The sequence below is a fragment of the Pseudomonas sp. S04 genome, from assembly GCF_009834545.1.
In the GTDB taxonomy this organism is placed as follows: Bacteria; Pseudomonadota; Gammaproteobacteria; order Pseudomonadales; family Pseudomonadaceae; genus Aquipseudomonas.
The window spans coordinates 2208481-2234544 of the sequence record NZ_CP019427.1 but is presented as its reverse complement, the minus strand read 5'-3'; the positions used below and the strand labels follow the sequence as shown (position 1 = coordinate 2234544).

The window sequence follows — 26064 nt, the reverse complement described above, 5'->3', positions numbered from 1 at the left end:
AGGATCAGTTAGAAGAAAGGAGGAGCCTTCACTCAATGCAGCAAAAACTTTTTTTAACGCATTACCTTGAGAGGTTGTCATTTTTATTCTCCCGTCGATTAAAGAATCGGGAGGGACTCCCCCCCCCGCTCCTCAAGTGAAATATAGAAATTTACAAACCTAAGTAACCCTTAAATACACGTGGTGGGTGATTTTTCATTTTCTCCTCAATCGGATCGCATCCCCAACCGGGCGTATCAGGGACGACAATCGAACCATTTTTGATTTCAGGAACATAGGTAAATAGATCTTTATCCCAAGCTAGCCGGTCAATATCATGTTCCATGATACGAAGGTTTGGTACTGCGGCGGCAAAATGGATGTTCATCATTGTTGCTTGGTGACTGTAGAAATTGTGAGGTGCCACGTTCACATCAAAGGCGTCTGCAACATTAGCAATCTTCATAGACTGCCAAACTCCGTTCCAGACAGCATCGATGATCGCAACGTCCACAGACTGACTCTGGAGATAAGGCAGATACTGGCGAACTCCGAAAAGAGTTTCACATGCTGCGATCGGTGAGTGGCTACGTTCTCGAATATATGCAAGTGCTTGTGGATTGTAGCTATCAAGCTCTATCCAGAGAAAATCATAGTCACGTAGCTCTTGAATGATTTTAACAAAACCCTCAGTTTTGAAGTTGAAATTCAAATCAATCATCAGTTCAGTATCGGGGCCTGCGCCTTCTTTCAGAGCATCCAGATGAGCGCGCACACTTCTTACAAGTTTCTTGTCCACATTTAGTGAGGGATCGTAGGGCGCCGCGAAACCAGGCATCCATTGGCGCATACCTGCTTCGTCATTCAAAAAAAGGTTCGTTTTCACAGCAGGAACACCGAGCTCACGCGCATCCTGCCCCGCCCGTTTCACGCCTTCTAGATCAGTAATCACCGGACTGTAGAATTTCGGATGGTTGATTCGCCATGTAGCACAGTGTGACCAGTAAACCGGGATGGTGTCCCGGTGCTTGCCGCCAAGGATTTCGTGGCAAGGAACACCTAGCGCTTTCCCCTTGATGTCCAGCAAGGCATTTTCGATCGCGCCTAATGCCTCTGCACTTAGGCCGTGCGGTGCTGGTCGCAGGGTGGCAGCTATCGGCCCAATAACTGATTCGTGACCATTCACTGGCTTACCGATTAGGCGCGGTGCAATTTTCTCAATCACGGCTGTCAGCCCGGAAGGCCCGAAAGCCTCATCGTACTCGGCCCAGCCAACGATGCCATTGTCAGTCACGATCTTCAGGTAGTGGTAATTCCGCCATCCTGCATCGCATGCGATCGTTTCAACGTGCTCAATACGCATTTTTCTCTCCACTCTGTTAATTGTCTTAGATTAATTGTTAACAATCGACAATGGCGAATCTATCCCCATTGCTCCAACCGGTCAACAGCCAATCATCAGCGGTTCGCTGCCTACCCTTCTGGAGTTCCTCTGTCTGATTGTTAACTGTTGACAGTGGATTTTTACCGCTTCAGTATGTGGGCATGACCCAGAAAAACCTCCTATCTATAGCGGGCGAGAATATCGACCGCCGCAGCCTAGACCGTAAGGCTGCGGACTGCATCCGCGACGCGATCATATCCGGCCAGCTTGCCCTAGGCTCTCGACTCACTGAGATTGGGCTTGCAGCTCAAGTCGGGCTGTCGAGATCAACTGTTCGGGCAGCATTGCAGCGCCTATCAGGCGAAGGGCTTGTGGTGCAGCACGCCTATACAGGCTGGGAGGTTTTTTCCCTCTCATCGGATGATGCAAGAGAGCTGTACACGTTACGCAGTTGCCTGGAGGGACTAGCGGCTCGACTAGCTGCGGAGAACATTGATAGCGAAGGCAAGAAAGCGCTAACCGCAGCGTTGAAGACGCTTAAGCTTGCCACGCAACGGAATGATTGGAGGGCAATTGCTGAGGCAGATCTGGCTGTGCACAAGACTATTGTCAGCATCGCAAATCACAGAAGGCTCTTACAGCAGTACGCTCTGATCATCGATACCGTACTTCTCTACATCCTCAGTACCAATCGTATGGTCGGAAGCGCTGCGTCGATCTACCCGGAACATAAAGCGCTCGTAGATGCCATTATCAGTGGCGACGCGGCACTCTCGGAGCAGCTGGCTTCAGAGCATGTGACAGTTCACGGACAACGTCTCACAGAATCCCTACGAGACACAGGCCATTGATAGCTCGCGCCATTTCCCGCCCATTGAATGGTAATTGGCGGGCCTGTACCTGATTTGCAAGTGGACTTGAATCTAGCGCTTGGCACGAGCCAAGACGCTTTGGTCATCAGGATCGCAGTTTTTTTTCACTGCGCGATGGGGTCGGGCTCCGGCGGAATGTCATACGGGCGTCTTATCGGCAACGCCCTTCGGCTTATTGCTACTGATACTTCAAACCAGGAAGCAGCATCTGGCAGAAAAAATCTGATATCGCTTCTGGCGTACGCGGGCCACCAGGCTTTATCCAAAGGTAGCTGTAGTGGTGGATACCAAGGATCCCTTTTACAGCTAAAGAATCCGCAGTACCGAATACACCTTCCTGAACGCCAGACTTCAATATCGCTGACCATATCTGCTCATATCGGCGATGAAGGTCAAGCAACTCCATTTGGCGCTCACCAGTAACCGAATGAACTTCACGGAAGCATACGGTCATTTCAGCCAGGTGATTGACAATCGCTTGCATGACTATCGAAGAGAAGCGCCTAAATTTCTCCTCTGCTGGGAGGTCAGTTTCGCTCAACGGAACACCTGCCGCGATCAACACCCTTAGGTAGCGGCTCGTGATTTCGAACAGTAGCTCTTCTTTACTCCCTATATGATGGTACAGCGCGCCTCGACCTAAACCAGTCGCTTTTTCAAGCTCAGCCATTCCAGTCGCATGGTAGCCACGAGTAGAAAACAGCTCGGCCGCTATACGCAGAATGCGCTCTTTCGTGCCACTTTCGACGACGGATGATTTTTCAGCAATTTTAGCCTCTGCCATGCAAATTTCCTTCTGCTAACAATTTCCTCGTCAGAGCCTGGCCTGCCGAGATCTGTCAAACGAGTCTTCCCGGCCGACTGATGAAATTCAGCACGATCAGCACCTCGACCGGTCGGTACACTTGTTATACCACAGGCAGGGTGCCTTGAGATCACTCAGCGTCAACGACGAAAAATCCTGTAACGCCGCGGGGCAATTGCAGAAGATTTTGCACAACTGTAGAAACACCCCTTCTTGCAGCCTTTGGTGCCCGTCGTCCTGGAAGGCGCACATTGAGGTCTATTCGGCTCAATGCACGCCATTCTCTAATGATCAATGTGACATATAAGACCAGATCAAAACTGATGAGATGTAAATAGCTCCCACCCACAACATAATCACCACTGTGTAGCCCATGATATCCTTAAGTTTCAAGCGAGACATGGCGAGAGCAGGCAATATCCAGAAGGGTTGGATTAAATCGTTCCATGCATTACCCAACATAACCGACATGGCTGTTTGAGCTTGCGAGGTGCTCAGTTCCCGAGCAGCCTCGACCATGAATGGCCCTTGGATCGCCCAGTGCCCACCCGCTGAAGGTGCGAAGAAATTAATGATAAATGAGCTTATAACCCCCCAAAAAGGTAAGCTCTGGGTTGTAGAAATGCTTATGAATGCTGCAGAAATGGTATCGACTAATCCTGACGCGTGCATCATTGCAATGATTCCCGCATAAAACGGAAATTGCAAAATAATCCCAGATACAGTTTTCACCCCTTCATTCAGCTTACTCATATACTCTGCGGGAGTCCTGAGAAGCAATACCCCAAGGAACAAAAGTAAAAAATTGATTTTATTTAAATCGAAACTTCCGCCCTTGTACACAAACATGACCAAATAGGCGATGCCGAGAGCACCAATTACATAGCTTAGAATTTTGCTATTATTCAATCGTGTTGCAAAGGTATTTTCCGCAAGAAGGTGATGAGTTTCAGATTTGTGGGTTTTATCCTCAAAACATGCCGGATCAATCTCTACGATATCATCGGGGTTTTTCGGATGTAACCAAGCGTTTAGGATAGGCATGGTAATTAGAACAATCAATGCAGTGAGCATCATTGGTAACGAAAAAATTGTTTCACTCAAGCTTATAACACCCATCTGCTCCTGCAGTTGATGCCCTTTTGTTGAAATTAGAACCGGGATAGTCGCGGAAAACCCAAATCCATACAACGTAAATCCACTATAGGCTGCCGCGATTATGAGAGGATAATGTACTCCTTTAATACTCATTGCCAGCTTTCGTGCTACAAGTCCTCCGATTACAAGTCCAAAACCCCAGTTGAGGTAGCAACCAACGCCGCCCACAACCGTTGCAACCACCACCGCAGCGCGAGGTGACTTAATACGGCTGACCAGTTTATCTAGCATTCGATCTACAAATGGAGCCGTAGCAACTACGTATCCCATTACAAGAATTACTGCCATTTGAGTCGTGAATGCCAAAAGACTCCAGAACCCCTCCCCCCAACTTTCTAAAATATGGATCGGCGCCAGGCCTTCAACCACATAAGAAAGTAGCATTGTTAATAGGGTGAGGCCGATTGCAAAGACAAACGGGTCTGGAAGGAAACGACGCATAAGCTCGGTGAAAAATGAAACAATACTATTTAGCATGGAGGCACCTTTTTATTGTTGTGAGCTGGGTAGTCCAAAAAGCTAATAATTTATCTGCAACACTACAACTACTAAAACGAAGTATCGCAAAAACTAAATCCGTTGCAGCCTCCTACATCAACGAAAAAAACTCTCACGCTCGCAACTATGAATTGCGCGTCAATATCGCAAGCGCGAGAACGTTAATTAACCAATTGTCAAATTCAATAGCTACTCAACTGGTGTTAGCGAAGCAGTGTAAGTCACAGCCTTACCTTCAAGGCAGACCTCTCCGTGTTGATTCTTGACAACTGTTTCTAAAGTGCAGATGGGTTTATCCTCACGGAGCTCTAGAACTTTCACGCACGCTGTGATCGTGTCGCCGACATAGGTAGCCTTGATAAACTTCCATTCAACGCTCAAAAACACCGTACCTGGCCCAGGAAGGTCCTCCGCTACTACCGCATTCAACATCCCGCTGGTAACACCACCTTGCACAATAAGTCCGCCGAAGCGCGAGGACTCTGCGGCCTTCTTATCGGTATGAAGTGGGTTGCGGTCGCCTGTCATAGCGCTAAAGAGCTCAATATCAGCGAGTGTTACATTTTTGCTTCTCTCTGCTGTGGAGCCTACCGACGGCATACCGAATCGGGTATCAACCCAGCCATTAGGTTGTTTTTTGTTGTTCTCGCTCATTCTTTAAATCCTCTCAATGATGACTGCAAAACCTTGTCCACCACCACCACACATTGATGCAACCCCATAACGGGCGTTGCGCCTTTGCAACTCTTTGGCTAATGTCAGTAACAACCGAAAACCTGTTCCACCCAACGGGTGACCGATTGCGATGGCACCGCCATTAACATTGGTTATATCTAAGGGAACTTTTAGATGTGTACAGGTTGTCGCGACTACTGCGGCAAACGCTTCATTAATCTCAAACAGGTCGATGTCTGAAACTTTCAGCCCCGCTTTTTTTAGAGCAAGCTCTATGGCATAAGCTGGCTTGAGATGGAGGGATGTATCCGGGCCTGCCACCTCGGCAAAGGAGATTATTTTTGCCAGTGGTGCTCTGCCAATTTCCTTGGCGAATGCCAAAGATGTCACTGCTCCAATTGATGCACCATCGGACATTTGCGATGCATTGCCGGCTGTGATCGTGCCAAATTCGTTGAATGCTGGTAACAGTTTAGAAACTTTATCCAGGCTGCTCTCACCTCTTACGCCTTCATCGCTGCTAAACGCCTCATTTTTCAACTGTACAGAGATGACTTCAGTACCAAACAATCCCTGTTGATAGGCCTGCGCAGCTAGCTGATGTGAACGTACAGCAATTTCGTCCTGCGCTTCCCTCGATACTCGTAACTCCCGATTAGCACGCTCTGAGATCTCTCCCACACCTTCATTGGAAATAGAACACCACAAGCCATCGCGTATCATGACATCGATCATTTCCATGGAGCCTGGTCTGACAATCCCAGTGCGCATAAGAGCGGCATGCGGGGCGCGACTCATCGAATCTCCGCCTCCGACGATGTAGGCACGCCCTTCCCCGAGATGGATTCGTCTCGTCGCATCCGCAACCGTGGACAATCCAGCGAGGCACACGCTGTTAAAAGTTGCAGCCGGTATGGTCAGCGGCAGGCCAGCATCGCTTGCAGCGAGCCTTGCAGGGTTTTGCCCTTGAGTGGCTTGGAGTACTTGTCCAAGTAGGACGCCATCGGATTGCATTAACTCAGGCACTTTCGCAAGCAGTGCTTTAATCACAATCGCGTTTAGGTCTCGCGCGCTATAGCCGGAAAGGGCTCCTTTATATTTGCCAAATGGAGTTCTCAGGCCATCCAAAAGCACAGGGGTTGTATGATCACTCATGGTTATACTCCAGACCCAAACGGGTTAGATAAGTAGAACTTTGGGTAGGTGTAATTTCCTTCTTTTACCCAAGCCACTTCAACTGCCGAACCGATTTTTAGCTCACTCTGAACGAACTCTCCCACTAGATTCGTCAACAATCGCGGGCCCTCGTCCAAATCAACAAGAGCAACCGTATAAGGCACCTCCGATTGGAAGGCCTTATGCCCAGGTCTGCGCACAATCGTGAATGACGCAAGAACACCTTTCCCGCGTGAACTAATCCATTCAAGACTATTCTCCCAACATACAGGGCAGCGATTTCTGGGGTAGAAGACCGAAGTACCACATGCTTGGCACTTCTGAATTACCAGTTCCTGCTGTCGCGCTCGCTCCCAAAAATACTGAGAAATTGAAGTGGGAATCGGTTCAGGCTTATTTATGGATCTTAAGACGGTACTCATGAATGATCTCCACGCCTCAAAATGAGAGCTGTTGCTTCGCTCATGGTTGCCCCATTTCCAGTAACCAGAGCCCATTCGGCGTTCGTTCTTCACTTGTCTTCCATCCACGTCTTGCCGCAACTTCCTTACAGCCTCAACGATATGCGACATGCCTCCCGCTAGATCCGCTTGACCACACGACAACTGTCCGCCGTGAGTATTAAGTGGAAAATTCCCTTCCCATGTGAGGTCGTTTTCGGCCAACCATGATCCTCCATGCCCTTTCTTACAGAACCCGGCATCTTCAGCGGTAATCGCCAACATGATGCTGTAGCAGTCATAGAACGAGAGGACATCTATCTGTTTCGGGCCGACTCCCGCTTGGCTATACGCTTGCTCTATCGCGCTCTTCAACGGGCTCATTGTGAGGTCTGGTGCAAATGCAATAGCACGATGCGTTACTTTTTCTCCGGCTCCCGCGAGAAAGACTGGGGGATGAGTCATCTCGCGAGCTCGAGCCGCACTGGTTACGATAAAGGCCGCACCACCACCACAAGGCATGACCACCTCAAGAAGATGCAAGGGATCAGCCACCAGCGGAGACGCGAGTACCTCTTCCACAGTCAATGGCACACCATGAAAAATGGCCTGGGGATTCAGCTGTGCATTGTGCCGCTGATCTACAACTGCCTTAGCTAATTGACGAGAGGTGGTTCCGAATTGCTGCATATGTCGCTGTGCAATCAACGCGTAGGCAACGTTTGCTCCAGAAGCCCCATAAGGCACGTCCATTTCACGAATCGGGTTTCGATTTGGAGAGCGCAATGCGGTCTCCAAGGTATTCGCAAGAACGCAGAGCACCGTATGACACATACCGGATGCAATGGCAGCGGCAGCTCGCCACACCATGCCCGCAGCGGATGCGCCGCCAAGATCCACCACACCGGCCATAGCAGGCTTCAAACCCAAATACTCAGCCACTGTCGCTGGAATATGTTGGGGGGTCTCTCCTACTTGAGGCCCAACGAGAAGACCATCAATGTCCTGTGGGCGCAGTCCAGCGTCTCGTACAGCGAGTGCGGCAACGTCGAAAATCATTCCGAGCGTGGTCAACCCCTCCGTCCGTCTTACAGGCTTCAACTCCGCGATCCCCACAATGGCAGCGTCCCACCCTCTCACGGCGCCACTCCCGACATCTGTGGCGCTCGCTCGTTAACTGCAACCAGGAATGCGCTTAAACAATCAGGGTTCATCAAAGAACCTTTGTTCTTCACCTCACAACCCGTGATGAACTGAAGCACTGCCTTTTCAACCTTCTTACCGCTCAAGGTATAAGGAACCTCAGGTACCGAAAAAATCCGGCGGGGCACGTGCCGAGGAGATGCGCTGAGCTTAAGAGTCCTAGCAATGATCCGTTCTAAATCTTCGTCTAATTCAATGCCCTGCTTCGTTACGACGAACAGCCAAATCTCCATATCGTCATAGACTGGATAGCCGATCACTAGCGAATCTTCGATGGCCGAAATGGTGTCGATAACACGGTAAATCTCACCTGTCCCAATACGCACGCCGCCTGGTTTGAGCGTCGTATCCGTCCGACCAGAAATAATCAGCCCGCCCGTCTCGGTGATTTCCGCAAGATCGCCATGCGTCCAGATTTCGCTCCGATCAGCGAAGTATGTGTCCAAGTATCGTTGCCGACCGTTCTCTCCTAGAAACTCGAGAGGCATAGACGGAAATGGCTCAGTGCAGACCAAGTCACCCTTACGCCCCCAAACAGGAGCGTTTCGCTCATCAAGCACGTTCACTGCCATGCCGAGTGCCATTACCTGAATCTCCCCTGCTCGCACAGGCAGCGTGGGGTTACTGATACCGAAGCAACCGAGAATCTCAGTACCACCAGAAATCGAAGCAAGGCATAGATCATCCTTAACTTCCCGATACACCCATTCCGAGTTTTCGGCGGTCAACGGTGCACCAGATGAAACGATCATCCGAAGTGACTTCAGATCATGCTTCTGACGAGGCTTATAGCTATCTTGCTGCAGGAGAGTTAGGTACTTGGGGCTAATCCCAAAATGGGTTGCACCCACTTTTTCAGCAACACGCCACAAAGCACCGTGATCGAGTTGCCCATCCACTTTGGGGATAGGGGAACCATCGTAGAGAACAATAGTGGCGCCACTCGCACGAGCGGTAATGAGCCAGTGGTACATCATCCAGGCGGTGTTCGTGTAATAAAGCATGCAATCACCTGGTTTGATATCGCAGTGCAACATGTGCTCCTTGCGCAGGTTTAGCAGAGTGCCTCCTGTGCGGTGCACGATGCACTTCGGCAAACCTGTAGTACCCGAGGTAAACACGATGTAGAGCGGGTGATTGAAAGGAACACGATCGTAACTTGGCTCAGAGGCGTCGTTGTTGCAGATATCGGCAAAACGATGGACTGGAAATTGCGCATCCACCACCTCGGCATCACCGATCACAATGATCTGCTGAAGGCCCGGGAGGCAGCGCGCAATGTCTGCGGACTTACCGGCGATATCGTGGCGCCGGCCGTTGTAAAGATAGTCACTGGCTACTACAAACAGCTTCGGCGAAATCTGGCCGAAGCGGTCGATCACTCCAGCGTACCCAAACTCTGGAGAACACGATGACCAGACCGCGCCTAGAGATGTTACAGCCAGTAGCATTACCAAAGCGTTCAGATCGTTTGGTAGCATTCCCGCAACGCGATCGCCACTCTCCAACCCTAGGTTTTTGAGACCCAATTGGGCTCGTGCAACACGTATCCGCAGCTCACCTAAGGTCACCTTGTTGGTGATACCACCCTCATTGGCCTCGATTACAGCGAGAGTTTCCGCCCCTCCTACCAGCATGTTTTCCGCAAAATTGAGACGACGCGCTGGGAAAAACTCTGCGTCCGTCATTGGCGCAGAGATACTTGGGGTCAGTGCTGGGCCACCACCCTCCCCGACCATGCCGCTGAAATTCCAAAATGCTTCCCAGAAGTCTCCAGGCTTGGAAATCGAATGACGATGAAGCCGTTCGTAAGGTAGCGGTTCCATCCCTATCGACCGCGCAAATCTTGTGATCTGCGCGTTCTCAATGGTTTCTGCAGTGGGACGCCAAAGTACAGCCGGTTGGGTTGCGGTCTGATTCATTCTTATTTTCCTCGACAGTCAACGAACAACAGCTGAAGCCCTGAGTAGAGGCTTCACTCCCAGCCGAGCCAGCCGGGTGCAAAAAATTTATAGCCCTCCTGTACCGATCGGTCAATACTACCTGTACCGATCGGTCGGTTTTTTTGATCAAGAGCGATCGAACAAAGCCCATAGCTAGGGATCCTGGATTCCGAGCGGCACCAAGCATGGCCCTCAGGAATCGATACGATGAAAGCAAGAGGATAATATTTCTGTTGCACACCTACCAACCGAATGGTAGCGTTTTATTTAATACAACATATCCATATTAATGAGATGCCATTTAAATCTAATACAAACAAACATAACGCTCAGATTAAAAATGCTTGCTAAACCTGAAGCGCTACACCCAGATAATTTTGGAGAACTGCAAGTGAGACAGAGCACACTAGAAGTATCGGCCGCCAATAAGGCCAAAACCGTAGTTTCTCTCACTGCTGTAGCAATGCTTGCATTTGCAGCCAACTCGGTATTGTGCCGACTTGCACTGCGTCACACAGAAATCGATCCTACTTCTTTCACATTAATTCGTCTTTTGAGCGGAGCCATCGTTCTTTGGGGGCTTCTAGTAATCAAAGGCACTCCACGCACTTCCTCCGGAACATGGCTTGGGGCATTTAGTCTATTCGTATACGCATTTGCTTTCTCTTACGCATATGTGAACTTAGAAACTGGCACAGGTGCTCTTTTACTTTTTGGCGCAGTGCAGTTAACAATGTTTCTTTACGGTTATTGCAAAGGGGAAAGGATGCAAGGCTTAGCGCTTGTGGGGCTACTGCTTGCTCTAGGTGGTCTTATAGCATTGTTACTACCTGGCGCGAGCGCACCACCACTTGCTAGTGCTGGGATTATGCTTTTATCTGGTATCGCGTGGGCCGGATATTCCTTAATCGGTAAGCAATCAAATGATCCACTCGCTGCAACGGCTGGTAATTTTCTACGAGCCATTCCAATAATGCTTCTGGCATCGATCCCTTTCATTGATAAGTTTTCAGTGGATGCTTATGGGGTACTTTGCGCCATGGCATCGGGGACGATTGCTTCTGGTGTTGGCTATGCGATTTGGTACGCAGCGATTCGCTCGTTGTCCTCTTTTCGAGCAGCAACTGTCCAATTGAGTGTCCCTGTCTTGGCGTCCATTGCAGGAATATTAATTTTGGGTGAACACCTCACTCTACGCCTAGCACTTACTTCCCTAGCAGTATTAGGTGGAATTGGCTTGGTACTCAGCGACAAGCGCTCAGCAAACGGCCGGCAGCCTACGTGAATGCTTTCAATCAAAAAATTTACATATGAGGTGAAATTGATGCGTGCTGTTTTTCTTGACTATAGATCCATCGACCTCGGAGACCTTGATTCGACATCATTACGCGCTGCGTTTACCGAACTGCAGCTTTATGAGTTTACTGAACCGTCTACGACCGTCGAACGTCTCGAAGGCGCTGAAGTGGCTATCAGCGTAAAAGTCGTGATCGACGAAACGGTGATGATTGCTAATCCTCAGTTGAAACTAATACTCGCTGGTTCAACTGGTACCAACCACATCGATTTAAACGCGGCACAAGCTCGCGGGATCACTGTTTGTAATTGCCAAGGATACGGTACACCCTCAGTAGCCCAACATACCATGATGTTTCTGCTCGCTTTGGCCACCAATCTGCCTCGCTATCACTCGGCAGTAGTTGCTGGAAAATGGCAGGAAGCCCGTCAATTCTGCATTCTCGACTTCCCAATTATTGAACTGGAGGGAAAAACTCTGGGCTTAATCGGATACGGCGAACTAGGCAAAGCTGTGGCTCGCCTTGCAGAAGCTTTTGGAATGACCGTTCTGATTGGTCAACTTCCCAATCGGCCAGAACAATCTGACCGTCATCCGTTAGCTGAGTTGCTTCCGCGTATTGATGCTCTCACATTACACTGCCCGCTCAACGAGCAAACCCGCAACCTAATTGGCGCAACAGAGTTAGCGCTAATGAAACCTGGTGCGTTCGTTGTGAATACTGGCCGTGGCGGACTCATTGATGAGCAAGCCCTTGCCGACGCTTTACGACGAGGTCATCTTGGCGGTGCAGCTACTGACGTTCTCACAGTCGAACCCCCAACAGCTGAACATCCTTTGCTGGCTGATATACCGCGCTTGATTTTGACACCTCACTGCGCGTGGGGAAGCAAGGAAGCAAGACAACGAATTCTCTCTCAGCTAGGTGAGAACGCTGACTCGTTCTCGAAAGGAGAGATTCTGCGTGTAGTAAACTGAAAGAGCACGATCCAATGAATTTGGCCCTAATGGATCGCTCTCATGATCGCATCTACCTGGCTACAGCCCTCCTAGAAAAAGGCCCTTATCAGACTGTGTGAAAACCTAGCAATCTGCGCAGCGCTCCAAGAAAATGCTCCGTATCGAAAGATACGGAGCATTTTTCGTTATGGCCTACATCCAAGGTGAGTCCCGCCGCCAGACCAGCCTATTGTAAGCGTCTGCCGAACACATCTTGTACCAGCCCGTTTGGTGTAGACAGACGCTCGAAACACCCTGTCGAGGCTATCGCGCTATTCGGTTTCGATGGCAGCTTGCTCCCCCTATGCTCTTGACTCGTCTAGGAGCAGCAACCAGAGCGAACCCCAGCAGCAGGTTCAAAAAGTGACTCAACAATCGTGCAGTCTGGAGTGTTTGAACCTAGGCATGTTGACTCACACATACCTGCCATTGAGAGCAGCTCTACCCGGATTTGCTGAAGCTTTGCTACCTTCGACTCTACTTCCGCTAGGTGCTTTTTGACCACCGAAAGCGCGTCAGCGCACGGACGATCAGCATCTGCTGCGAGCGCGATGAGTTCTCGGATATCTTCGAGCGGGAAACCCAATTCACGATTCTGCCGGATGAAGACGAGTCTTGATCGATGCTTTTCAGTATAGATTCGATGCCGCCCAGTCGACCGCAGGGCGGGAGGTAGAAGGCCTATTTTCTCGTAGTAGCGAATCGTTTCAATGTGGCAACCCGTTGATTTCGACAGCGCCCCGATTCCTGACATGCAAACTCTCCAAGCATTTTCTTGAACCTGTAGTAGCTACAGATATTAACCTGTCTTCAGAAAATAATTTCACGCGCTTGAAGGGCATTTTGTGGACAGAGAACAGCTAGAGACGAACCAGATTCCCATTTACTTCATCGCGGTCATTGTCGCGGCCCTCGGAGGCCTGCTCGCCCCCAATGCGTCTGAAGCATTAGGGTCGACGGTGACACCCACCATCGCAGTGCTGATGTACGCCATGTTTCTACAGATCCCGTTCTTGGATCTCCGTAATGGCCTCGCAAATAAGCGTTTCATGGCGGCGCTGCTCACAGCCAACTTCGTGGCCATCCCCTTGCTGGTTTGGGCATTGACGATGGGGATAACCAATCACCCGGCGATTTTGGTGGGTGCCCTGTTGGTCTTGCTGACGCCTTGTATCGACTATGTGGTGGTTTTTACCCACATCGGTAAAGGCGACTCCAAACTCACTCTGGCGGCCACCCCATTGCTTCTTTTGATGCAGCTTGTGCTGCTGCCGGTGTACCTGACCTTCATGCTGGGTAACGACTCAGCAGTGGTCATTTCTATAGGCCCATTTGTTGAGGCCTTTGTGATGCTGATCGCTTTGCCTTTGGTCTTAGCGGTAGCAACAGCTGCCGGGGCAAAGAGATCACGCATCGTTGAAAGCTGGAACAACGCATGGGCCTGGATGCCTGTACCGGCTATGGCGGCTGTATTGGTCGTAGTGATCGGCTCTCAGATTTCAACGGTGGTCAGAGACATGGACAAGCTGCTGCCTGTTATTCCCGCCTACATTGGTTTCATGCTCTTGGCACCAGTGGTAGGTGCGCTGGTGGCTCGGGCGTTTAAGTTACCGGCCAGCACGGCAAGATCAGTCGCTTTCAGCAGCTCGACACGAAACTCATTAGTGGTTCTGCCATTGGCATTGGCCTTGCCCGAGGGAATCAGAGGGCTCGCTGCGGCAGCAGTCATTACTCAAACGCTGATTGAGTTGGTCAGCGAACTAATTTACATCCGAGCAATTCCTGCTTTGGTGTGGCGCAAAATGTAGATGCCAGGGCAGACACCCTGCGCGATTAAACAGGCGCCCACATGTGCGGCAGCAGCTTGTTAATCTCACTCGCGCGCTGCGTCGGCAGGCGCATGAGAACATCCTTTAGATAGGCGTACGGATCATGGCCATTCAGCCGCGCTGACTGGATCAAGCTCATGATCGCCGCAGCCCGTTTTCCGCTGCGTAGCGACCCGGCGAAGAGCCAGTTCTTGCGCCCAAGAGCCCATGGCCGGATCTGGTTCTCCGCCCAATTATTATCAATGGGAACCGCCCCGTCATCGAGGTAGCGCGACAGCGCTGCCCAGCGTTTAAGGCTGTAATCGAGTGCTCTGCTGATGGCCGAACCTTCGGGCACAAGATCACGCTGCGCGATCATCCAGGCATGCAGCCTATCCATCACCGGTACGGCTTTTTCTTGCCGTATTCGGCGCCGTAAATCCGGCTCCAGGTCTCTGACTTCTCTTTCGATTTCGTACAACAACTGGATATAGCGCAGGGCTTGCTCGGCGAGCGTGCTTTTATTCGTAGCGTGCAGTTCGAAGAACTTGCGCCGTGTATGGGCCATGCAGCCGATCTCTGTCACGCCGAGTTCAAAGCTGGCCTTGTAGCCGCCAAAATCGTCGCAGACCAACTTGCCCTTCCAGTCCTGAAGGAAGTTGCGAGCATGCTCTCCGGCGCGACTGGAGCTGAAGTCATAAACCACCGCTGCCACATCCGAGAACTGGCTGGTAGCGTAGGCCCACACATAGGAGCGATGGGTTTTCTTTGTTCCCGGCATGAGCATCTGCACCGGTGTTTCATCTGCGTGGATGACTTGTTGCCCAAGCACTACTTCGCGCAGCGCATCGACCAGCGGCTGCAACTGAACTCCGGTCACGCCAACCCATTGAGCCAAGGTTGAACGTGGAATCGCCAGGCCCGCTCGACCGAAGATCGATTCCTGACGGTAAAGCGGCAGATGGTCAGCAAACTTGGCGATCATGACCTGTGCGAGCAGGCCCGAAGTCGGGATGCCCTTATCAATGACCTGCGCCGGAACCGGTGCCTGGATCAGCGTTTCGCAGTTATCGCAGACCCACTTGCCACGGACATGGCGCTCGACGGTGAACACGCCGGGCGTGTAGTCCAGCTTCTCGCTAACGTCCTCACCGATGCGCTTGAGGGCGCAGCCGCATGGGCAGTGAGTGTTGTCCGGTTCGTGATGGATCAACGTTCGCGGAAATTCTGCCGGCAATGCCGTGCGCTTGGGCTTTTGCTTTTCCTCGGTCGCCGTTGGTGCTATTTGCAACGCCTGAAGCTCGGCCTCAATCGCCGCGATATCAGTATCGATCAGGTCATCTAGCAGGCTGGCCTGTTCAGGATTCATCTGCTCGCTGCGCTTGGCAAACTTCAAACGCTTGAGCTGGGCGATCTCATGGGTCAGTTTCTCAATGACTGTTTGATCACGGTTGATTTTCTTGCCCATATTTGTTGACTTGCGAGAGCAACTGCACTGCGAGGACGCGCAGTTGAGTGGGAGACAGTTGGTCGAGATTGGGCGAAGAAGTCATACGCCGGACTTTGCCAGAGCAGGCGTTTCGCGACGATAGACCGATAGGCTAATGGCAGCCGTTAAAGCAGTATGATCGAGCCTCCAGAACCTGCGCGTTGCCATGGCAGCCCCAGCACCAATGCTTGAAGTTGCTCGGCATCCAGTTCCATCTCAGAACCATGGCGAATGCCAGGCCAGTGGAACTTGCCTTGGTTTAACCGGCGCGCCGCCAGCCATATTCCGAAGCCGTCATGCACCAGCACTTTCATGCGATTGGCGCGGCGGTTGGCGAACAAATAAGCGCAGTGCGGCTGCGCCGCACCGAACACCGCGATCACCTTGGCTAGCGCCGTTTCGGTGCCTGCGCGCATGTCCATCGGTTCGGTGGCGAGCCAGATAGAGTCGATGCGAATCATCGCAGAATATCTCGAAGAAAAGTCGCGCAGGCGGCAGCACTTTCAGTGGGCCAGTTCACTTTGATGATGCCGCGCGGGTGCTGTATTTCAACGCAGATATTCGATGATGCTGGATGGGAGTTCGCCCCGGCCAGCGGCATGGCTAACGGAATAAATGCAGGTGGCGGCGCCGGGATTTTCTGCGCTTGCAGCCGAATCCATTTGTGGACGAGGTTTGCGTTGAGGCTATGACCGAGCGCGACGCTGGCAATCGAAGCGCCCGGTTGGGCGCACTCTTGAATGATCTGGGCTTTGAAGGATTTGGAATAGGAACGGCGTGTTGGCTGCATGAAATACCCGCTTAAAAGGGCTAGAACTGGTGTCCACTTAATTTAAGTGCACACCATGTCTTCGCTTTGCAGGGCTGGGTAGATGACTTGACCGGACGGTTACAGCCTATTCCCGGTCTCGTTGGAAGAGTTGATCCCCGAGGATCACCTCGTTCGCGTCATTGACCTGTACGTTGCCAAGCTAGATCTGGTGTGTTGCCGCTGACCGAAAACTGACCCAGTAAAGGCTGTTCTGCCGACTGAAAACTGACCCAGGTGTTCAACTGCTTCTGCTCACTTTCCGAGCAGGAGAACACAGGGTGTGAATCAGCATGGAAATGTTGGGAAAAATCCGGCGGATGTACTTCCGCGACAAGCTCTCGCTGCACCAGATAGCCAAGCGTACCGGGCTGTCGAGAAACACCATCCGAAAATGGGTCAGAGCGCCCGAAGCTACTCAGCCGGCGTACCAGCGGTGCGCAACCTTCAGCAAACTCAGCCCTTTCCGCGAGACGCTGGAACAGGCGCTGAAAGCCGATTCGTTCCGGGCAAAGCACAATCGCAGAAGCGCCAAAGCACTTTTCCAGCAGATCAAGGCCGAGGGTTATGACGGCGGCTACAGCCAGCTCACGGCGTTTGCACGCTCGTGGCGAGGTGAACAAGGCAAGTCTTTACGCGCTTTTGTACCGCTGACGTTTGCGCTCGGTGGAGCTTTTCAATTGGACTGGAGCGAAGAAGGGCTGCTGATCGGAGGCCTGTTTCGACGCATCCAGGTCTCCCACATGAAGCTGTGCGCCAGTCGCGCATGCTGGTTGGTTGCGTACCCTAGCCAGGGTCACGAGATGCTATTCGATGCACATACACGCTCGTTCGGAGCGTTAGGTGGCGTGCCGCGTCGCGGAATCTACGACAACATGAAAACGGCTGTCTACAAGGTCAATAAAGGCAAGGGCCGCACGGTCAATGCCCGGTTTTCCGTGATGTGTGCGCACTACCTGTTCGATCCGGATTTCTGCAACGTAGCCTCTGGCTGGGAAAAGGGCATTGTCGAGAAGAACGTTCAAGACAGTCGACGACGCATTTGGCTTGACACTCAAAACTGCATGTTCCACACCTTCGAGGAACTGAATGCCTGGCTCGGCCAACGCTGTCGTGCGCTCTGGATCGAGCTGCTGCATCCGCAGTACAACGGACTTACGGTGGCGGAAGTTTTGGAGCTGAAGCAGGTCGAAATGATGCCGATGCCGACGGCCTTTGATGGCTACGTCGAGCGCACCGTACGGGTCTCCAGCACCTGCCTGATCAGCGTGGCGCGAAATCGCTATTCGATGCCTTGTGAACGAGGCGGCCAGTGGGTCAGCAGCCGTCTTTACCCATCCCGGATCGTGGTCATCGCCGATGACGCAATGATTGCCAGCCACGAGCACCTCTTTGATCGAGATCAGGTCAGTTTTGACTGGCAGCATTACATCCCACTCATCGAACGCAAGCCGGGTGCACTGCGCAATGGCGCACCGTTTGCCGATCTGCCCAATCCGTTGCGGCTTCTCAAACGGGGCCTGAGACGTCACAGCAACGGTGATCGAATCATGACGCAGGTGCTCGCTGCCGTGCCCATCGCCCTCTTGACCCGGTGCTGGTAGCGGTAGAACTGGTGCTTGAGTCGGGAAGTCTGAGCGCCGATCACATCTTAAATGTTCTCGCCCGACTCACCGCTACTGCACCACACATTCCACACTTCTCGGGCCGATGGATATCTATCTGACGGGCTACGCTTACTCTGTCAGCCAGCAATCCACACCCGCATGCCTCTGCGGCTACCCAAAAGTCTCATTACATTCAATTGATTTTTCGGGCACTGAATCCCCCCAGGCAGCCATTGCTTCCAAAACACTTCGTAATTCATTGCCCAAAGGTGTGAGCTCGTAGGTCGCGGTAGGGACGGCAGTTACCTGCCGCCCCCCGCACAGATCCGTACGTGCGGAACTACCGCATACGGCTCCTGCCTCGGGTATGTGACGCGAAGCGATCCTCAGGGTAAGGATGTGCATTTCTGGGTCTAGGTATGTAGAAGTCAGCAAGGCGTCCATAGCGTGACCATTGAAGCCGATTACGCTGGCTACGACGTTTGAGGGCTTGCCGCCATAGACGGCAGACCGCCGAACGAAAACCACCCAGACGTATCAGGTTTCCCGGCACCACGTGGTAATTGAAGTAACCGCTCACCACCCGAGTGAGCCATCGCCCTTGAACCCGGATGGGTTCATGACGTCGACGTTTCAGCTCATCCCGAATGGCCAGCAGTGTCGCACGCATTCGCTTCTTGACCATCAGTCGCAGTATTTGAAAGCCACCGTTTCTGTTGGTACTACAACAGTGTGTGAAGCCCAGGAAGTCAAAGGCCTGCGGTTTACCTAAATCTCGCTTCCTACGATTTCTCGCAGCAAAACGACCGAACTCAATCAGTCGTGTTTTCGAGGCGTTGAGCGATAAACCGAACTTGGCCAGCTTACGCAGCCAAGGGCGAACGATAGTCATGCGGTCGACAGGTGCATTCGCGACAAGCCTCAACAAACCCGCGCCAAGACTGATTCCTCCAGCGCCTTCAGTACGAATCATTCCCTGCTCTTCGAGCGCGCCTACGATGCGTTGCACCGTTGAGCGAGGCTCTTCAATTAAGCGTTCCGATAATTGCTTCGCTGGCGGGCGTACTGATTCTGAGCGAGCCGATATCGCTGCACCTATTGATGACATCAGGGGCCGTACTGGGTGGTGTCGCGCTAGCATTGTTGCCGAGCTCTTGGGCTAGAGGTCGCTAATCGCCAGGTGAATGGCTCTTTGATCCGCTCAGCCTGTACAGCTATTAAACGATTTTATAGATAAGTAACAGCGGTTTTTTGCGCTTTTCTAGAATGTGAAAGGGATTAATCTCGACCGTATCGACTCAAGCCGATAGAGAATAAAAAATCATGTCCTGTGTTCTAATCATCGAAAGCAGCGCCCGCCAACAGAAATCAGTATCTCGTCAACTGACCCAACAATTTATCAACCAGTGGCAAACTGCCCATCCAACAGATCAGATCATCATTCGTGACGTGGCCCTCAATCCTATACCCCACATGGACGCAAACTTGATCGGTGGCTGGATGAAGCCTGCCGAACAGCGCAGCGAAAAAGAGCAGGTCTGCTTGGAACGATCCAACGAACTGACCAACGAACTCATGGCCGCCGACGTGTTAGTTATAGCCTCACCGATGTATAACTTCACTATCCCCAGCACGCTTAAAGCTTGGCTAGACCATGTGATCCGTGCTGGCGTGACGTTTAAATACACTCCCGAACGCCCTCAAGGTTTATTAATCGGCAAGCGCGCCTTCGTCCTAACTGCCCGAGGCGGAATTCATGCTGATGACAGTTCGGATCACCAAGAGCCGTACCTACGTCAGATCCTGTTGTTTATTGGAATACACGACATCACCTTTATCCATGCCGAAGGGCTCAACCTCGGCAGTATTTTCCGTGAAAAAGGTATCAGGCACGCCACGACATTGCTGGCACGAATTGTTTGAGCCTTTACGTCCGGAATCCAACTCCAGTTGGTCTGCGCGTGGAAGCTTACTGAAGTACCGACTCGTCGCGAAACATTTGCTGTGAAATGAACGCCGACGGCGCGCCCATGCGATGGAGCGCTTTGAGTCTGTGGACTTCAGCCCTTCGTGAGGCCCGCAAGTACATCCGCTTTTTTCGTGAAATCTGCAACCAGGTCGACCATGGCAGTCTTTACATACGCTGGAGCAGTTTTCATAGAACCCGCGTTGAACGATGGATCTGGGTCATATTCGCTCATCAGTTGAGCACACTCGGCATAGGTCTGATCGCGCAGCTCAGCAACCATGCTCAGGCCAAAATCCAGCCCCGCCGTCACCCCAGCACCCGTAATCCTGTTACGGTCGCGTACAACACGCGCTTCGGTTGGAATTGCACCAAACCCGGCCAGAGCATCCCGGCACGACCAGTGCGAAGTTGCCTTAAAGCCCTTTAGCAGCCCCGCCGCACCAAGGATCAGCGAGCCAGAACAGACACTGGTCACGTATTTCGCACCTGAGCCGCGATCAGCCATGAAGGCCAGTGTCTCGGCGTCCGAAGCCGCTGCCAAGGTGTCATCCGTGCCACCCGGAGTAAACAACACAGTCAAATCGCGAGGGCAGGTTTCGAAAGTATCGGTCGGTATAACGGTCAACCCTGGTTACTGGATCCAGAGATTTAGCGACAATGTAAATCTGGCCCCCATGAGGGAACCAAACATGCAGTGCGGCCCGACAAGATCCATCACCGTCATGCATGGGTAAACCAGCATTGCGATTTGCTCTTCTCCCATCCAAGGCATATTGGCCATGTCGGGGCCCATATCAGGCATGTTGTGGTCATGCATGGACTTTTCGGCAGCCGATGCTCTGATGGTGATGCTGGCAGCCAAGGGTGCGAGGAGCGCACCAATGACCAGGTTACGACGCTGGTTATCGATCATAATGAATTCCTTAAAAGCTGGCAGTCAGCGTCAAATAAGCTGAACGCGGCTGGGTGGGCAATTCCACTGGAGACCCCAGGTATTGATAGGTCTCGAAGACCGTGCGACCCGTCAAATTGACCGCCGAGACTGAGAGCGTGTAACGGTCGAAATCGTAGGAGGCCTGTGCATCAAGCAGCGCGTACCCCGGCACAGAGACGGTATTCGGCAGGGTTAGCTCACGCGCACTGAGCGCAGTGACGCCGGCACCAAATCCCAGCCCCTTGGCGGTACCATCAAGTATCCGATAGCGAGCGGCAAAGCGACCGCTGTGCCAAGGCACGCGCGGCAATCCGTCACCCACCGGAATCGAATTGTCGTCTGTCACGTCAGCCTGGGTGTAGGCGTAGTTGGCCAGCAATGAAAGGGCCTGAGTCGGCTCCCAAACCAGGTCTGCTTCTACACCGCGAGCGCGTTGCTCACCGCTCTGTACTGAATACCCCAAGATCGCGTTTGTAGGATCGGGATCAGGGGTGGAAACGTTGCGGCGTCACTGCTCGAACGCTGCGAGAGTGCCGGTTAGGCCAAGATCTTTGAAGGCCAGTTTGACGCCAGCCTCATAGTTGCGAGAAAGCTCAGGCTTAGGTGTCTCCCGGCCGTTGAAGTTGAACGCCCCCCTGAAACCGGTGGAATATGCGGCAAAGAGTGCAAGGCTCTGGGTCAGGTCATAGGTGATTCCCAGCCGTGGTGTCACACGGTGATAGGAGGTATCAACGCCCTGCTCTTGTTGCTTAAGGTTGAGCTGGGTGAGACGCAATGACCCCAACAGGTGGAAGCCGCCATAGGCCGCCTGATCCTGAAGATAGAGGGCTTTCGTCTCGTAGCGGTTGGTCTGGGTCACAATCGTTTCTGGCGTCGCTCCGTAAGAAAGCCCATAACTGGGACTGGCCAGGTCAAGCTCGCCGATCAGCTCGGCATTGGAAACACCTGAGGTGAAGTCGGTACGGTCATAGCTGGCGCCCACCAACAGTTCGTGGGTGCCACCCAACGCTTCGAATCTGGAGCCCAGGTTGGTATCCAGCGTGCTCTCCCGGATGTTTGTTGGCAGGTAAAGCTTGAATATTGGGTACACCGTGGGTGTCGCAGGGTTCGCCCCAAGAAGCTCAGGAAATATGAAGGCGCCGTTGTCGCGCATTTTGCCTTCGTAATACTGGGCGGTGACGGTCATTCGCGTGTCGTCGCTAAACTCATGCTTGAGTTCGGCGGTGGTGGTCGATTCTCGATGGTGGTCTGAGGCTGCCCTCTGGTCGAGCCTGGGAACGCGTTGCGATCAATCTGACCACTCAATGCCTGGGCGGCTGGCAGGCCGGAAAATTCGAGCTCGCTGCGATCCTCATATTGGCCGCGCAATACAGCTCGGTTTCTTCTGATAGCTGAAACGCGATGCTCGGCTGTATGGACCACTGGTGGCCATTGACGTGGTCAATCCAGCTGTCGTTTTCCTGATAGTCGGCTGATATTCGCGCCGCGACCTTGTCCCCGATTGGTGTATTCAGATCAATTGCAGGACTTATCGTGCCAAAACTGCCGGCGCGAATCGAGAGCAAAGCGCTTGGCTCAGGCTCTGGGCGTTTGGATATGACGTTGATCAAGCCACCTAACGGCGCACCAATTCCCCCGCCGTATAGTACAGATGTAGGCCTTTAAGCACCTCAATACGCTCGGTACCGATGAGACTCGTCGGGTCAATGCTCGCCGCAGTGCCGCCGAAGGCCGGCAGCCCGTAAATCTCCGCCGGAAAACCGCGCACGATAGGCTGCGTGAACAGCGCCTCTTGAGGCTTGGTTGCCCTTACACCCGAGACGTTTACCAGAGCGTCGGCAAGCGAATGACTGCCCTGCTCCCTGAGCATCGCACGAGTAACGACTTGCACAGATTGCGGAACTTCGATCAAGGGAGTTTCAGTCCGTGTGGCCGAAGCAGAACTGGGCGCGCTATAGCTCTCACCAGTACCGGAAACGTTGATCGGCTCCAAGGTCCAGCTCAACGACCGAAGCGAAGGATCAGATACTGCATCAGGTTGCGCGTAGGCGCCGCTATGCAAGCAAAAACCTGCGGCAAGGCAGACGAAATGTCGCAGAGGGTGAAGGCGAATGAAACCTAACGAGCTGATCATGAGGGGCGTCTTTTCGGTCAGTGGTGCGTCCAGAGGCAGACGACCAGACTCTATAGCCCTGAGTTCCAACGCCGAAACTGCGACAGTTTGACACGCCCATGCGCTCGCCCGGATAAGTTCAGCCTACCACCCTCACACCTGACGCTTTTATTTGAAGATGGTCGCCCGCCTCTACCTACAGACCGCGTCAACCTGTCGCACTTGGTGCCTAACTGCGCGCTCATTATGCTACTTGGGAAATGGTGTCATGGATAAGTTCGGCTAGTTCCGCCAACACCTAAACATAAAAAATAATAGGTGAATCATGAAAAAGATTGTCGCTGCTGCCTGTTTTTTTCTACTTGGCTCTGTAGAAGCCGCTCAGGAACCCGAGGCCATATTCAAGCGTAGTTGTATGATGTGCCACAGTGGCCAATTAGCCATGGCTCCGAAAAAAGGCGATCAGACTGCCTGGAAACCACGCTTGGATAAAGGCATGGACACACTTGTGAAACACGTGACAGAAGGCTTTGGTGCTATGCCGCCGCGAGGCCTTTGCATGGATTGCAGCGCGAAAGATTATCAAGCCGTGATTAACTGGATGTCAAAATAGTTATCCACTTGGCAGACTTTTTTGAACTATATTTAACTTAGTCTTGAACATAATAATTCTTAATACCTAAAAGCATTCTAATAAGCGAGTTGCCTTGTACGTGAGCTAACGAAAATCTCACGTAACTGGGGTGGCTGGTTAAACGTCCTTAAAGTGTTTCGGTTTCAGGAAATGTATGTCATGCCTTCTCCCCTAATTTTGCCTAGCGCAAAGCGTAAACCCATGTCCCGCTCTATCTCTATATGGCCCCTACTGTCGGTTAGTCTTTTCTCCCTCAATCCATTGCCCTCAGCATTGGCTGAAGCCAAAAAATCAGAAGACTCGATACTGACCCTGGGTACCGTGACAGTGCAGGGCAACAGCGCGGGCAGTGGTCCGCTGAGCACCAGCAGTGTGCTCAGCTCAGTGGATATTCTTGGCGCGGACATGCTGGAAAAAATGCCGGTCAACTACAGCTGGGAACTGTTCAGTCGGGCTCCCGGGGTGATGCTCACCGAATTCAATCAAGGCACCACCTCGGGCAAAATTTCCTTTCGCGGTTTTAATGGTGAAGGCGAAGTTAACGCGGTCAAGTTGTTGATCGATGGCATTCCCAGCAACAGCAATGACGGCAATATGCCGTTTATGGACATGATTTTTCCGATGGAGCTGGACAGTATCGAGGTGGTACGCGGTACCAGCGATGCCCGCTATGGCCTTAACAATATCGCCGGCAATGTCAATATGCTCACACGTACAGGGGGTGATTACCGCAAGGCGCGAATTCGCTATGGCAGCTACAACACGCGGGAAACTCAGCTCGCCGCCGGCATCGAAAGCAGCAACTGGACGCAGAACTACTTCTTCGCCTACCAAAAATCCGGCGGTTACCGCGATCACTCCGAGGCTGACAAATTTTCGATGTCCGGAAAATGGTTCTATACCCCGGACGACAACAGCTATCGCATCGGCCTGATCGCGCGTCACTATGAAACCGAGGCGCAGGAGCCTGGTTATCTCAGTGAAGAGGATGCTCGCCACCACCCATCCATGACCAACAGCTATAACGCCACCGACAAAGGCACTCGGCGGATGAACCAGGTCAGCGTGCACTTCGATACCGAAGTGTCCGAGACACTCGCTTGGTCTGCAAAAACCTACCTCAACACCTTTGATGACCGGCGCTGGACGCAATACTGGCGCACCAGTTCTCAACAGGAGCGTGACGCTTACGAAACCCAATATGGCGCTCTCACCTCCCTGACTTGGCGCCCCGAAGTGAGCTGGCTGTACAACTTCGCTTTGGAAGGTGGCGCAGACATCCAACGCCAACAAAACCAAAGCGAACGTTACCGAACCAAGGACCGCGCACGCCAAGCTCAAACCCGTGACCAGCAATTTGATTTCGACACCTACGGCGCTTACGCCCAGGCAGAGATCAAACCGTTTGAATCGCTCAAAATCATCCCGGCGTATCGCGTCGACAAGATCCAGGGCGATTTCACGAATGAAATGACTGGCCTAGACTACGACATCAATGACTATGGGTTAATCAAACAACCCAAGCTCAGCGTGGTGTATTCCCCGTGGGACGTGGCCAGCATCTACGCAAACTGGGGGCGCACGTTCCAGGTGGGTACCGGTGCTGCGGCCTATAAGATTCCACCGAGGGATACGGACCTTGCACCGTCCATCAACGAAGGTTGGGAAACGGGAATTAAGTTCACACCGACGGACTGGGTCGACGGCCGTGTAGCCTACTGGCAACAAGAAGCGAGCGGTGAAGTCAGTCGGCGCCTAAACGACCCCAGTGGCGAGTCGGATAACGTCGGCGAAACCCGGCGCTGGGGTTATGACCTGCAGTTGAACCTACGCCCAGATGAACGCACAGATATTTGGCTGGCCTACTCCTGGCAGTATTCGAAAATACTCCAGCCAAGCTCGTCTCTGCCCAACAGTAAAGGCCAGGAAATCGACCATATCCCACATCATCTGTACACCGCAGGTGTGAGCCACAAGGTTACCCCGGCGCTGCAGTTGACGGCATGGATGAACGGCCAGACCAGCTATTACCTGGAACGTGAGAACACCAAGGGTACTTACGGCGGCTATGTTCTGATGAACCTCGGCGCTACGTACCAAGTGACTGAGGCCGTTAGCGTTGACCTGCAATTGAAAAACCTCACCAACCGTTACTACGAATATGCCTGGTACGACCCGGACGGAGCTCGAGCCTCTCTCCACTCACCAGGTGATGGGCGTGCGGTATATACAGGCGTTAGCGTGGATTTTTGATCAAACCACCTGCCGGGGCT

General features: G+C 52.4%; 21 protein-coding genes and 3 pseudogenes. 8 read left to right on the top strand and 16 right to left on the bottom strand.

All coding sequences use genetic code 11. The features are described 5' to 3' along the window. Positions 1-151 precede the first annotated feature (151 nt). On the bottom strand, positions 152-1342 hold the full coding sequence (locus PspS04_RS10085) for a mandelate racemase/muconate lactonizing enzyme family protein (protein WP_159994942.1): 1191 nt from the start codon (positions 1340-1342) through the stop codon (positions 152-154). Between the two features lie 182 nt (positions 1343-1524). On the opposite strand from PspS04_RS10085, the gene PspS04_RS10080 reads away from it, so the two are divergent. Then, the gene (locus tag PspS04_RS10080) at positions 1525-2214 is read left to right on the top strand and encodes a GntR family transcriptional regulator (protein WP_150758335.1); all 690 of its coding nucleotides are present in this window, start codon (positions 1525-1527) and stop codon (positions 2212-2214) included. A gap of 199 nt (positions 2215-2413) precedes the next feature. On the opposite strand, the gene PspS04_RS10075 is transcribed toward PspS04_RS10080, so the two are convergent. The 6 genes from PspS04_RS10075 to PspS04_RS10045 all read right to left on the bottom strand — a co-directional run bounded on the left by PspS04_RS10075 (position 2414) and on the right by PspS04_RS10045 (position 10112). Further along, the gene (locus PspS04_RS10075) at positions 2414-3019 is read right to left on the bottom strand and encodes a TetR/AcrR family transcriptional regulator (protein WP_150758336.1); all 606 of its coding nucleotides are present in this window, start codon (positions 3017-3019) and stop codon (positions 2414-2416) included. Positions 3020-3331: 312 nt separating this feature from the next. Beyond that, complete coding sequence (locus PspS04_RS10070; protein WP_159994940.1) at positions 3332-4675, bottom strand: short-chain fatty acid transporter; 1344 nt, start codon at positions 4673-4675, stop codon at positions 3332-3334. A 210-nt stretch (positions 4676-4885) separates the two neighbouring features. Further along, positions 4886-5350 carry a MaoC family dehydratase gene (locus PspS04_RS10065; protein ID WP_159994938.1) on the bottom strand — a complete coding sequence of 155 codons (465 nt, stop codon included), beginning with the start codon at positions 5348-5350 and terminating at the stop codon, positions 4886-4888. A gap of 3 nt (positions 5351-5353) precedes the next feature. After that, complete coding sequence (locus tag PspS04_RS10060) at positions 5354-6526, bottom strand: acetyl-CoA C-acyltransferase (RefSeq protein ID WP_159994936.1); 1173 nt, start codon at positions 6524-6526, stop codon at positions 5354-5356. A 2-nt stretch (positions 6527-6528) separates the two neighbouring features. Next, the gene (locus tag PspS04_RS10050) at positions 6529-8061 is read right to left on the bottom strand and encodes a thiolase C-terminal domain-containing protein (RefSeq protein WP_237234980.1); all 1533 of its coding nucleotides are present in this window, start codon (positions 8059-8061) and stop codon (positions 6529-6531) included. 62 nt (positions 8062-8123) lie between these two features. Beyond that, positions 8124-10112, bottom strand: coding sequence for an acetoacetate--CoA ligase (locus tag PspS04_RS10045; protein WP_159994932.1), 1989 nt, complete (start codon positions 10110-10112; stop codon positions 8124-8126). A 412-nt stretch (positions 10113-10524) separates the two neighbouring features. Between PspS04_RS10045 and PspS04_RS10040 the strand changes: the two genes are divergently transcribed. Together PspS04_RS10040 and PspS04_RS10035 are read left to right on the top strand one after the other, a co-directional pair. Beyond that, complete coding sequence (locus PspS04_RS10040) at positions 10525-11418, top strand: DMT family transporter (RefSeq protein WP_257792325.1); 894 nt, start codon at positions 10525-10527, stop codon at positions 11416-11418. Continuing rightward, positions 11419-12408: a 2-hydroxyacid dehydrogenase gene (locus PspS04_RS10035; RefSeq protein ID WP_237234979.1), complete on the top strand. Its 990-nt coding sequence runs from the start codon at positions 11419-11421 to the stop codon at positions 12406-12408. A gap of 340 nt (positions 12409-12748) precedes the next feature. Here PspS04_RS10035 and PspS04_RS27905 read toward each other — a convergent pair whose 3' ends face one another. Next, positions 12749-13183, bottom strand: coding sequence for a MerR family transcriptional regulator (locus tag PspS04_RS27905; RefSeq protein WP_003425026.1), 435 nt, complete (start codon positions 13181-13183; stop codon positions 12749-12751). A gap of 91 nt (positions 13184-13274) precedes the next feature. On the opposite strand from PspS04_RS27905, the gene PspS04_RS10025 reads away from it, so the two are divergent. After that, entirely contained in the window at positions 13275-14237 is a 963-nt protein-coding gene (locus tag PspS04_RS10025; protein ID WP_159994928.1) for an arsenic resistance protein, read from the top strand. Positions 14238-14262: 25 nt separating this feature from the next. Here PspS04_RS10025 and tnpC read toward each other — a convergent pair. The 3 genes and pseudogenes from tnpC to tnpA all read right to left on the bottom strand — a co-directional run bounded on the left by tnpC (position 14263) and on the right by tnpA (position 16516). Then, positions 14263-15790: pseudogene (gene tnpC / locus PspS04_RS10020) on the bottom strand (IS66 family transposase). A gap of 61 nt (positions 15791-15851) precedes the next feature. Continuing rightward, positions 15852-16187, bottom strand: coding sequence for an IS66 family insertion sequence element accessory protein TnpB (gene tnpB / locus PspS04_RS27710; RefSeq protein ID WP_042561913.1), 336 nt, complete (start codon positions 16185-16187; stop codon positions 15852-15854). Then, on the bottom strand, positions 16184-16516 hold the full coding sequence (tnpA, locus tag PspS04_RS10010) for an IS66-like element accessory protein TnpA (protein WP_054096639.1): 333 nt from the start codon (positions 16514-16516) through the stop codon (positions 16184-16186). Before tnpA ends, tnpB begins: the two co-directional genes overlap by 4 nt. 311 nt (positions 16517-16827) lie before the next feature. Between tnpA and istA the strand changes: the two are divergent. After that, a pseudogene (istA, locus tag PspS04_RS10005) lies at positions 16828-18221 on the top strand (IS21 family transposase); the annotation flags it as partial. A gap of 260 nt (positions 18222-18481) precedes the next feature. Here the strand turns inward: istA and PspS04_RS10000 are convergent. Continuing rightward, positions 18482-19114 (bottom strand): RNA-directed DNA polymerase, encoded by a 633-nt coding sequence (locus PspS04_RS10000; protein WP_237234978.1) that lies wholly within the window; start codon positions 19112-19114, stop codon positions 18482-18484. Between the two features lie 350 nt (positions 19115-19464). Between PspS04_RS10000 and PspS04_RS09995 the strand changes: the two genes are divergently transcribed. After that, a complete protein-coding gene (locus PspS04_RS09995) occupies positions 19465-20064 on the top strand; it encodes an FMN-dependent NADH-azoreductase (protein ID WP_159994926.1) in 600 nt (199 codons plus the stop codon). A gap of 137 nt (positions 20065-20201) precedes the next feature. Here PspS04_RS09995 and PspS04_RS27700 read toward each other — a convergent pair whose 3' ends face one another. The 4 genes and pseudogenes from PspS04_RS27700 to PspS04_RS27685 all read right to left on the bottom strand — a co-directional run bounded on the left by PspS04_RS27700 (position 20202) and on the right by PspS04_RS27685 (position 23178). Then, positions 20202-20735, bottom strand: coding sequence for a DJ-1/PfpI family protein (locus tag PspS04_RS27700; RefSeq protein ID WP_237234977.1), 534 nt, complete (start codon positions 20733-20735; stop codon positions 20202-20204). 6 nt (positions 20736-20741) lie between these two features. Then, the gene (locus PspS04_RS27695) at positions 20742-21023 is read right to left on the bottom strand and encodes a hypothetical protein (protein ID WP_237234976.1); all 282 of its coding nucleotides are present in this window, start codon (positions 21021-21023) and stop codon (positions 20742-20744) included. A 10-nt stretch (positions 21024-21033) separates the two neighbouring features. After that, positions 21034-22284 (bottom strand): annotated as a pseudogene (locus PspS04_RS27690) (TonB-dependent siderophore receptor); the annotation flags it as partial. Positions 22285-22659: 375 nt separating this feature from the next. Further along, positions 22660-23178, bottom strand: coding sequence for a TonB-dependent receptor plug domain-containing protein (locus tag PspS04_RS27685; RefSeq protein ID WP_237234975.1), 519 nt, complete (start codon positions 23176-23178; stop codon positions 22660-22662). 304 nt (positions 23179-23482) lie between these two features. Here PspS04_RS27685 and PspS04_RS09980 point away from each other — a divergent pair, with 304 nt between their 5' ends. Together PspS04_RS09980 and PspS04_RS09975 are read left to right on the top strand one after the other, a co-directional pair. Next, positions 23483-23770, top strand: a complete 288-nt coding sequence (locus PspS04_RS09980) for a c-type cytochrome (RefSeq protein WP_159994924.1) — start codon at positions 23483-23485, stop codon at positions 23768-23770. 222 nt (positions 23771-23992) lie between these two features. Continuing rightward, entirely contained in the window at positions 23993-26044 is a 2052-nt protein-coding gene (locus PspS04_RS09975; RefSeq protein WP_237234974.1) for a TonB-dependent receptor, read from the top strand. Positions 26045-26064: the final 20 nt, after the last annotated feature.